A 7,392-nucleotide genomic window follows, 5' to 3' on the forward strand; every position below is an offset into this window, starting at 1 on the left:
CCTGTCACCCTCACCCTTCCGCCGCTGCGCGGCTCCCTCCCTCTCCCGCTGGGAGAGGGAATTTGTCACTGGCAGGCCAGGCACTCGTCGTAATCCGTCGTTTCGCCGAGCTCGAACTTGGGCGCGTCGATGGTGTTGTCCGCCTCGACGCCGCCGGCAAAGCCTGCGCGCTGGACCGATTTGGAGCGCAGATAATAGAGCGACTTGATGCCCAGCTCCCATGCGCGGAAGTGCAGCATCAGCAGGTCCCATTTGTCCACGTCCGCCGGGATGAACAGGTTCAGCGACTGGGCCTGGTCGATATAGGGCGTGCGGTCGGCTGCCAGTTCGAGCAGCCAGCGCTGGTCGATCTCGAAGCTGGTCTTGAACGCGTCCTTTTCCTCCGCGCTCAGGAAATCGAGATGCTGGACCGAGCCGCCCTTTTCGAGGATCGAATTCCACACATTGGTCGAATCCTTCGATTTTTCGCGCAGCAGCTTTTCCAGATAGGGGTTCTTGACCACGAAGCTGCCCGAAAGCGTCTTGTGGGTATAGATGTTCGCCGGAATGGGCTCGATGCACGCGCTGGTGCCGCCGCAGATGATGCTGATCGACGCGGTCGGCGCGATCGCCATCTTGCAGCTGAAACGCTCCATCACGCCCTGGTCGGCGGCGTCGGGGCAGGGGCCGCGTTCCTTGGCGAGCAGCATCGAGGCTTCGGATGCCTTGGCCGCGATGTGCTTGAAGATCTTCATGTTCCACGACTTGGCGAGCGCCGATTCGAAGCCGAGGCCGCGCGCCTGGAGGAACGAGTGGAAGCCCATCACGCCCATGCCGACCGAGCGTTCGCGCATCGCGCTGTAGCGCGCGCGCGCCATTTCGGGCGGGGCGCGGTCGATATAGTCCTGCAGCACATTGTCGAGGAAGCGCATCACGTCCTCGATGAAGCGCTTGTCGTCGTGCCACTGGTCCCAGGTCTCGATGTTGAGCGAGGACAGGCAGCACACGGCGGTGCGGTCGTTGCCCAGGTGGTCGCGGCCCGTGGGCAGCGTGATCTCGCTGCACAGGTTCGAGGTCGAGACCTTGAGGCCGAGCTCGCGGTGATGCGCGGGCATCGTGCGGTTCACGGTATCGTTGAACACGATATAGGGCTCGCCGGTGGCCAGACGCGTCTCGACCAGCTTCTGGAACAGCGCGCGCGCGTTGACGGTGCCGCGCACGCTGCCGTCCTTGGGGCTGCGCAGGTTGAAATCGGCGCCGTCGCGCACCGCTTCCATGAACTCGTCGGTCAGCAGCACGCCATGGTGCAGGTTGAGCGCCTTGCGGTTGAAATCGCCCGAGGGCTTGCGGATCTCGAGGAATTCCTCGATCTCCGGATGCGACACGTCGAGATAGCAGGCGGCCGAACCGCGGCGCAGCGAGCCCTGGCTGATCGCGAGGGTCAGCGAATCCATCACGCGCACGAACGGGATGATGCCGCTGGTCTTGCCGTTGAGGCCGACCGGCTCGCCGATGCCGCGCACATTGCCCCAATAGGTGCCGATGCCGCCGCCGCGCGAGGCGAGCCAGACATTCTCGTTCCAGGTGCCGACAATGCCCTCCAGGCTGTCGTCGACGCTGTTGAGATAGCAGCTGATCGGCAGGCCGCGACCCGTGCCGCCATTCGACAGCACCGGCGTTGCGGGCATGAACCACAGCTTCGAGATATAGTCATAGAGCCGCTGGGCGTGCTCCTGATCGTCGGCATAGGCATCGGCGACGCGCGCGAACAGGTCCTGATAGGATTCGCCGGGCAGCAGATAGCGGTCCTCGAGCGTTTCCTTGCCGAAATCGGTGAGCAGATCGTCGCGGCTCTTGTCGGTCACGACATGGAACCGGCGCGCAGCGACGGTCTTGCTGTCCAGAGCCTCGGCGGGCTTGGCGGCGGCAGCAGCCTGGGTGGCGGCCATGGCGATCAGCGCCATTTCCGCGGCATTGGCCTCGCCGGACGCGATCCTTGCGCCTGCGCCTGAATCTGCCTTTGCGGCTGCGTCAAGTACATCTGCTTCACCCATATTGTCTGCGCTACCCTTGCCCGTATCTCTGAAATCCATGACGCCCCCGTAAGACCGTTGATGGGAAACTTTGTTCCGCAATTGTTCGACTCGGGGCGCAAGCGTCCCGTATAGCATCTTGTGGCCCGCGACGGGGGAAAACTTATCCCCAACAGAAGGCCCGAAAGAGGCAAAACGCCCTTGACGTGAAGGCCGATGTCTGCCCCCGCGCTTCGTGTAACCCACTGGTATTGGTATGCCCCGTCCGCATCCCCCACTACCTATAGTGCCCTTTCCTGAATCCGGCGCAAGAGGGTAAATGGTTAATTAGGCCAACCGTTCGTCGCGCGTGGGATTCCGTTCGTCGCTGGCGCAACCGGACCGAGGCGGCGCGACGCGCGGGAAAAAGCCGGTCCGAAAAATCGCAAGAGGGCAAATGCGGCTTGCCCACAATTTCCTCTCCACAGGCTTGTGCACGGCTAATTGGGGGCTGTGGATGATGCGGGTTGGACGGGAGCGCCATGGAATGTGGTGGACGTGTGGCGAGGCCTCCCGAGTTCCTCGCACGCGCTCCTGGCACAAACCAGTGCTACGGCAGGGAGATCACCGTGTTTCACACGTCCAAACGATTTCTGACATTTCGGACCCTATGTGTAAAGCTGGCCGCCAGTGCGGTTACCACCCCCATTCCCTTGTGCCGCCGCTTGCGATAGCGTTGCGCCCACAATAGAGACGGTCGCAGTTCATCCGCCCGCGCCACGAGAGCGCGTCCAGTTTCCCGGGGGAATGCCATGACCGTGACCATCAAAGCCGCCGACCTGATCGAGAGCGTCGCCGACGCGCTGCAGTTCATCAGCTATTACCACCCGATGGACTATATCCGCGCGCTCGGTAAGGCCTATGAGGCGGAGCAGTCGCCCGCGGCCAAGGACGCGATCGCGCAGATCCTCACCAACAGCCGGATGTGTGCGGAAGGCCATCGCCCGATCTGCCAGGATACCGGAATCGTCAACGTGTTCGTCAAATGGGGCATGGACTGCCGCCTCGACGATACCTCGCGCTCGCTGCAGGAGATTGTCGACGAGGGCGTGCGCCGTGCGTACTTGCACCCGGACAACAAGCTGCGCGCCTCGGTGCTCGCCGATCCCGCGTTCACGCGTCGCAACACCAAGGACAACACCCCCTGCGTGCTGCATGTCGAGATGGTGCCCGGCCATCACGTGCATGTCGATGTCGCGGCCAAGGGCGGCGGCAGCGAGAACAAGTCCAAGTTCAAGATGATGAACCCCAGCGACAATATCGTCGACTGGGTCCTGGAGATGATCCCGCAGATGGGCGCGGGCTGGTGTCCCCCGGGCATGCTCGGCATCGGCATCGGCGGCACGGCCGAACATGCGGTGTTGCTCGCCAAGAAGGCGCTGATGGAGCCGATCGACATGGGTCCGCTGAAGGAGCGCGGGGCGCAGACCGATCTGGAAGCGATGCGGATCGAGATTTTCGACAAGGTCAACGCGCTCGGCATCGGTGCGCAGGGGCTGGGCGGGCTTTCGACCATTCTCGACGTCAAGATCATGGACGCTCCCTGCCATGCCGCGGGCAAGCCGGTCGCGATGATCCCCAATTGCGCCGCGACGCGCCACGCGCATTTCAGCCTCGACGGCTCGGGGCCGGCCTATCTCGAAGCGCCCAAGCTCGACGAATGGCCCGATGTCAACTGGACGCCCGACAAGGCGGCGATCCGCGTCGATCTCGACAATCTGACTCCGCAAGTGGTGCAGAGCTGGAAACAGGGCGACCGGCTGCTCTTGAATGGCAAGATGCTCACCGGGCGCGACGCGGCGCACAAGCGCATCCAGGACATGCTCGCCAAGGGCGAGGAGCTTCCGGTCGAGTTTCGCGGCCGCGTGATCTATTATGTCGGCCCGGTCGATCCGGTGGGCGAGGAAATCGTCGGACCCGCCGGCCCCACCACCGCGACGCGCATGGACAAGTTCACCCGCATGATGCTGGAGCAAGGCCTGCTCGCGATGGTCGGCAAGGCCGAGCGCGGCCCCGCGGCGGTCGAGGCGATCCGCGACCACAAGAGCGCCTATCTGATGGCGGTCGGCGGCGCTGCCTATCTGGTCGCGCGCGCGATCAAGGGCAGCACCGTCGTCGGCTTCCATGACCTGGGTATGGAGGCGATCTACGAGTTCGAGGTCAGCGACTTCCCGGTCACGGTCGCGGTGGATAGCGAGGGCAAGAACGTGCACCAGCTCGCCCCGCTCGTGTGGCGCGACAAGATCGCCAGGGAAGGGCTGTTGCAGGGGGCGTGAGCCTAATGCCCTCTCCCGTTGAGCTTTGCTCGCCTGCGGCTCAGGGGAGAGGGTTGGGAGAGGGGAATGCGCTGCCGCTTGCCCCTCTCAACTACGGCTAGCCAGCAAGCTGGCAAGCCTGCGTGTCTTTCCCCTGATGGGGAGAGAGCAGTCGTTCAGCTACCCTGCGCGCAGACGAACCACCCCCAACCCCTCGCTGGCCAGGGAGGGAAGCTTTGGTGCGCTGGCGGCGTTGTTATCAACCGTCACCCTGAACTTGTTTCAGGGTCCATTTCTCCCCACGCGGCTTCGGCTTTTGGGGCGCGATGGATCCTGAAACGAGTTCAGGATGACGAAGGGTTATCGGGCCCGCCGTCGCGCAAGGCCTTCGACGGGCTCAGGCTAAGCGGCGGTGGTGAGGCGCGTTAGGGCTGCCCCTCACCCCACCGGCACGCAGTTCACCGCCGGCGCCGAGGGCATCACCGGCGTCACCGGTACCGCGATCGGTCCGCCGGTGCCCGGATTGACAAAGGGCAGGTCGCCATCCGGGTACGCCACCTTGCCCTTGAGCGCGTCGATCTCGGCCTGGCGGCGCTTCAGGTAGAAATCGCGTGCCGCGAGATAGGGGTCGCGGCTCTGGTTGCGCAGCGCGTTCAATTGCTCGTCGATCTGGATGCGCCCCTGCAGCGCGCTCAGCGTCGCGGCGGGCAGGGTGAAATAGGGATCGTTGAACGGCGCGCCAGCGACGGTCGGCAGCAGCAGTCCATCGACCACGCCGCCCGCCAGATCGCGCACCGTGGTGGGGCCGATCAGTGGCAGGAACAGATAGGCCCCCGGCTCCACCCCGTAATAGCCGAGCGTGTTGGCAAAGCCGTTGCGCCGATAGGGCAGCTTGAACGGATCGCGCTTGGCGATGTCGAACAGCCCGCCGATGCCGAGGGTGCTGTTGATCGCGAACCGCCCCACGGTCTCCGCCGCCTTGCCGGGTTTGAGCTGCAGCAGGAAATTGAGCGCCACGATCGGCTCGGTCAGGTTGCGCAGGAAATTGCGGATGCCGTGCCGCACGGGCTTGGGCACCGCGTCCTTGTACGCCATCGCTACCGGACCTACCAGCGCCTCGTCGACATCCTGCACCACCTCGAACGATTGCGCATTCAGTTGCAGCATCGGATCGCCCGGCTGCGAATCGGGCCGCGCGGTGACGATGATCGTGTCGAGCTGGGGCGATGGTGCGGGGTCCTGCGGCGGCGCGGCGGGTGCAGCGGCGAGCTGGTCGGTCACGGGGCATGGCGGCAGCGTCGTGGCAGGCGCGGTCGGCGCCTCGATCGGAGCGGCAACCGGAGCGGGTTCCGAACCCCCCGGCTGAAGCGATGCCAGCGCCAGCGCAAAGGGGAGCGCCACCAGGCTCATGCGCGGCGATCGCCGGGCCGGAGGGGGGAGTTACAGGTCACCACCGCGTCGTCTTCCTTCGCATTCCAGGCCCCGTTCGCCCGAGCTATGGCGCGCATCGTGACAAGTCAATGACGCCGGTGCGAAATTCCGCGCTGGCGCGCCGTCGGTGCGGCGAAGAGCCCCAAAAAGCTGTTCCCACATGTCCCCTGTCTGTTCTAAGGCTGGCACCATGCTCCTTTCGCTCGCCATTCGTGACCTGGTGCTGATCGAGGCGCTCGATCTGGAGTTTCGTCCAGGCCTGGGCGTGCTGACCGGGGAGACCGGGGCGGGCAAGTCGATCCTGCTCGATGCGCTGGGTCTGGCCATGGGCGCGCGCGCCGATAGCGGGCTGGTGCGCCAGGGGGCGGAGCGGGCGCTGGTGATCGCGGGCTTCGATACCGGCGATCATGCCGGTATCACGGCGCTGCTCGAGGATAACGATATCGCGCAGGAGCCGGGCGAGCCGCTGCTGATCCGGCGGCAGGTGCGCGCCGATGGCGGCAGCCGTGCGTTCGTCAACGACCAGCCGGTCTCTGCCGCGCTGCTGCGCGATCTGGGCGCGATGCTGGTCGAGATTCACGGCCAGCATGACGATCGCGGCCTCATCAACCCCAAAGGCCATCGCGACCTGCTCGACAGTTTCGGGCGCTGCGATGTCGCGCGCGTTGCTGCGGCGTGGCGCGAATGGCAGGCGGCCGAGCGCGCGTTCACGACGGCGAGCGAGGCGATCGAGAGCGCGATGCGCGACCGCGAACTTCTCGAGCACAATCTGGAAGAGCTCGCCGCGTTCGGCCCGCAACCGGGCGAGGAAGAGGAACTGGCGGGCGAGCGCGCCGCGATGCAGAAGGGCGAGCGGCTCTCGGGCGACCTCGCCGAGCTGTTCGAGACATTCGAGGGATCGAAGGGGGCGCTGGCGCTGCTGCGCGGCGCGGCGCGCAAGCTGGGGCGGATCGCCGAGGAGCATGTGCTGCTCGACGAGGCGATGGAGGCGCTCGACCGCGCGATGATCGAGGCCGACGATGCCGAGGCCAAGCTGCGCGCGGCATCCGAGGCGCTGACCTATGACGCGGTGCGGCTCGACGAGCTCGAGCGGCGGCTGTTCGATCTGCGCGCGCTCGCCCGCAAGCACAATGTCGCGGGCGACCTGCTGCCCGACCTGCTGAAGCGGATGCAGGCCGACTGGGCCGCGCTCGAATCGGGAGGGGCGAATGTCGCCGAGCTGGACAAGGCGCGGCACAAGGCGCGCGAGGCCTATGTCGCCGCCGCCGATGCGCTGAGCGCGGCGCGGGCGAAGGCGGGAGTGGCGCTTGACGCGGCGGTGATGGCGGAACTCAAGCCGCTGAAGCTCGACGCCGCGCGCTTCCGGACCCTGGTCGATCCGCTCGACGAGGCGCGCTGGGGCGCATCGGGCAAGGACCATGTCGAATTCCTGATCTCGACCAATCCGGGCAGCGATTTCGCGCCGTTGATGAAGATCGCCTCGGGCGGCGAGCTGTCGCGCTTCATCCTCGCGCTCAAGGTCGCGCTCGCCGAGCAGGGCGGGGCGGCAACGATGATCTTCGACGAGATCGATCGCGGCGTCGGCGGCGCGGTCGCCTCGGCGATCGGCGAGCGGCTGGCGCGGCTGGCCAGGGGTACGCAGCTGCTGGTCGTCA

Annotated in this window: 4 protein-coding genes; 2 read left to right on the forward strand and 2 right to left on the reverse strand. The window is 65.8% G+C overall.

The features are described 5' to 3' along the window. Positions 1-65: 65 nt before the first annotated feature. Positions 66-2,033, reverse strand: a complete 1,968-nt coding sequence (locus tag DM995_RS15715; RefSeq protein ID WP_023837199.1) for a ribonucleoside-diphosphate reductase subunit alpha — start codon at positions 2,031-2,033, stop codon at positions 66-68. Positions 2,034-2,803: 770 nt separating this feature from the next. Here DM995_RS15715 and DM995_RS15720 point away from each other — a divergent pair. Then, a complete protein-coding gene (locus DM995_RS15720) occupies positions 2,804-4,327 on the forward strand; it encodes a fumarate hydratase (protein ID WP_116970026.1) in 1,524 nt (507 codons plus the stop codon). A 417-nt stretch (positions 4,328-4,744) separates the two neighbouring features. On the opposite strand, the gene DM995_RS15725 is transcribed toward DM995_RS15720, so the two are convergent. Next, the gene (locus DM995_RS15725; protein ID WP_116970027.1) at positions 4,745-5,716 is read right to left on the reverse strand and encodes an MlaA family lipoprotein; all 972 of its coding nucleotides are present in this window, start codon (positions 5,714-5,716) and stop codon (positions 4,745-4,747) included. 211 nt (positions 5,717-5,927) lie between these two features. On the opposite strand from DM995_RS15725, the gene DM995_RS21955 reads away from it, so the two are divergent. Next, the coding region (locus tag DM995_RS21955; RefSeq protein WP_198669388.1) for a DNA repair protein RecN at positions 5,928-7,392 on the forward strand (1,465 nt) is incomplete at its 3' end.

Source organism: Blastomonas sp. UPD001 (assembly GCF_003426715.1).
Lineage (GTDB): Bacteria > Pseudomonadota > Alphaproteobacteria > Sphingomonadales > Sphingomonadaceae > Blastomonas.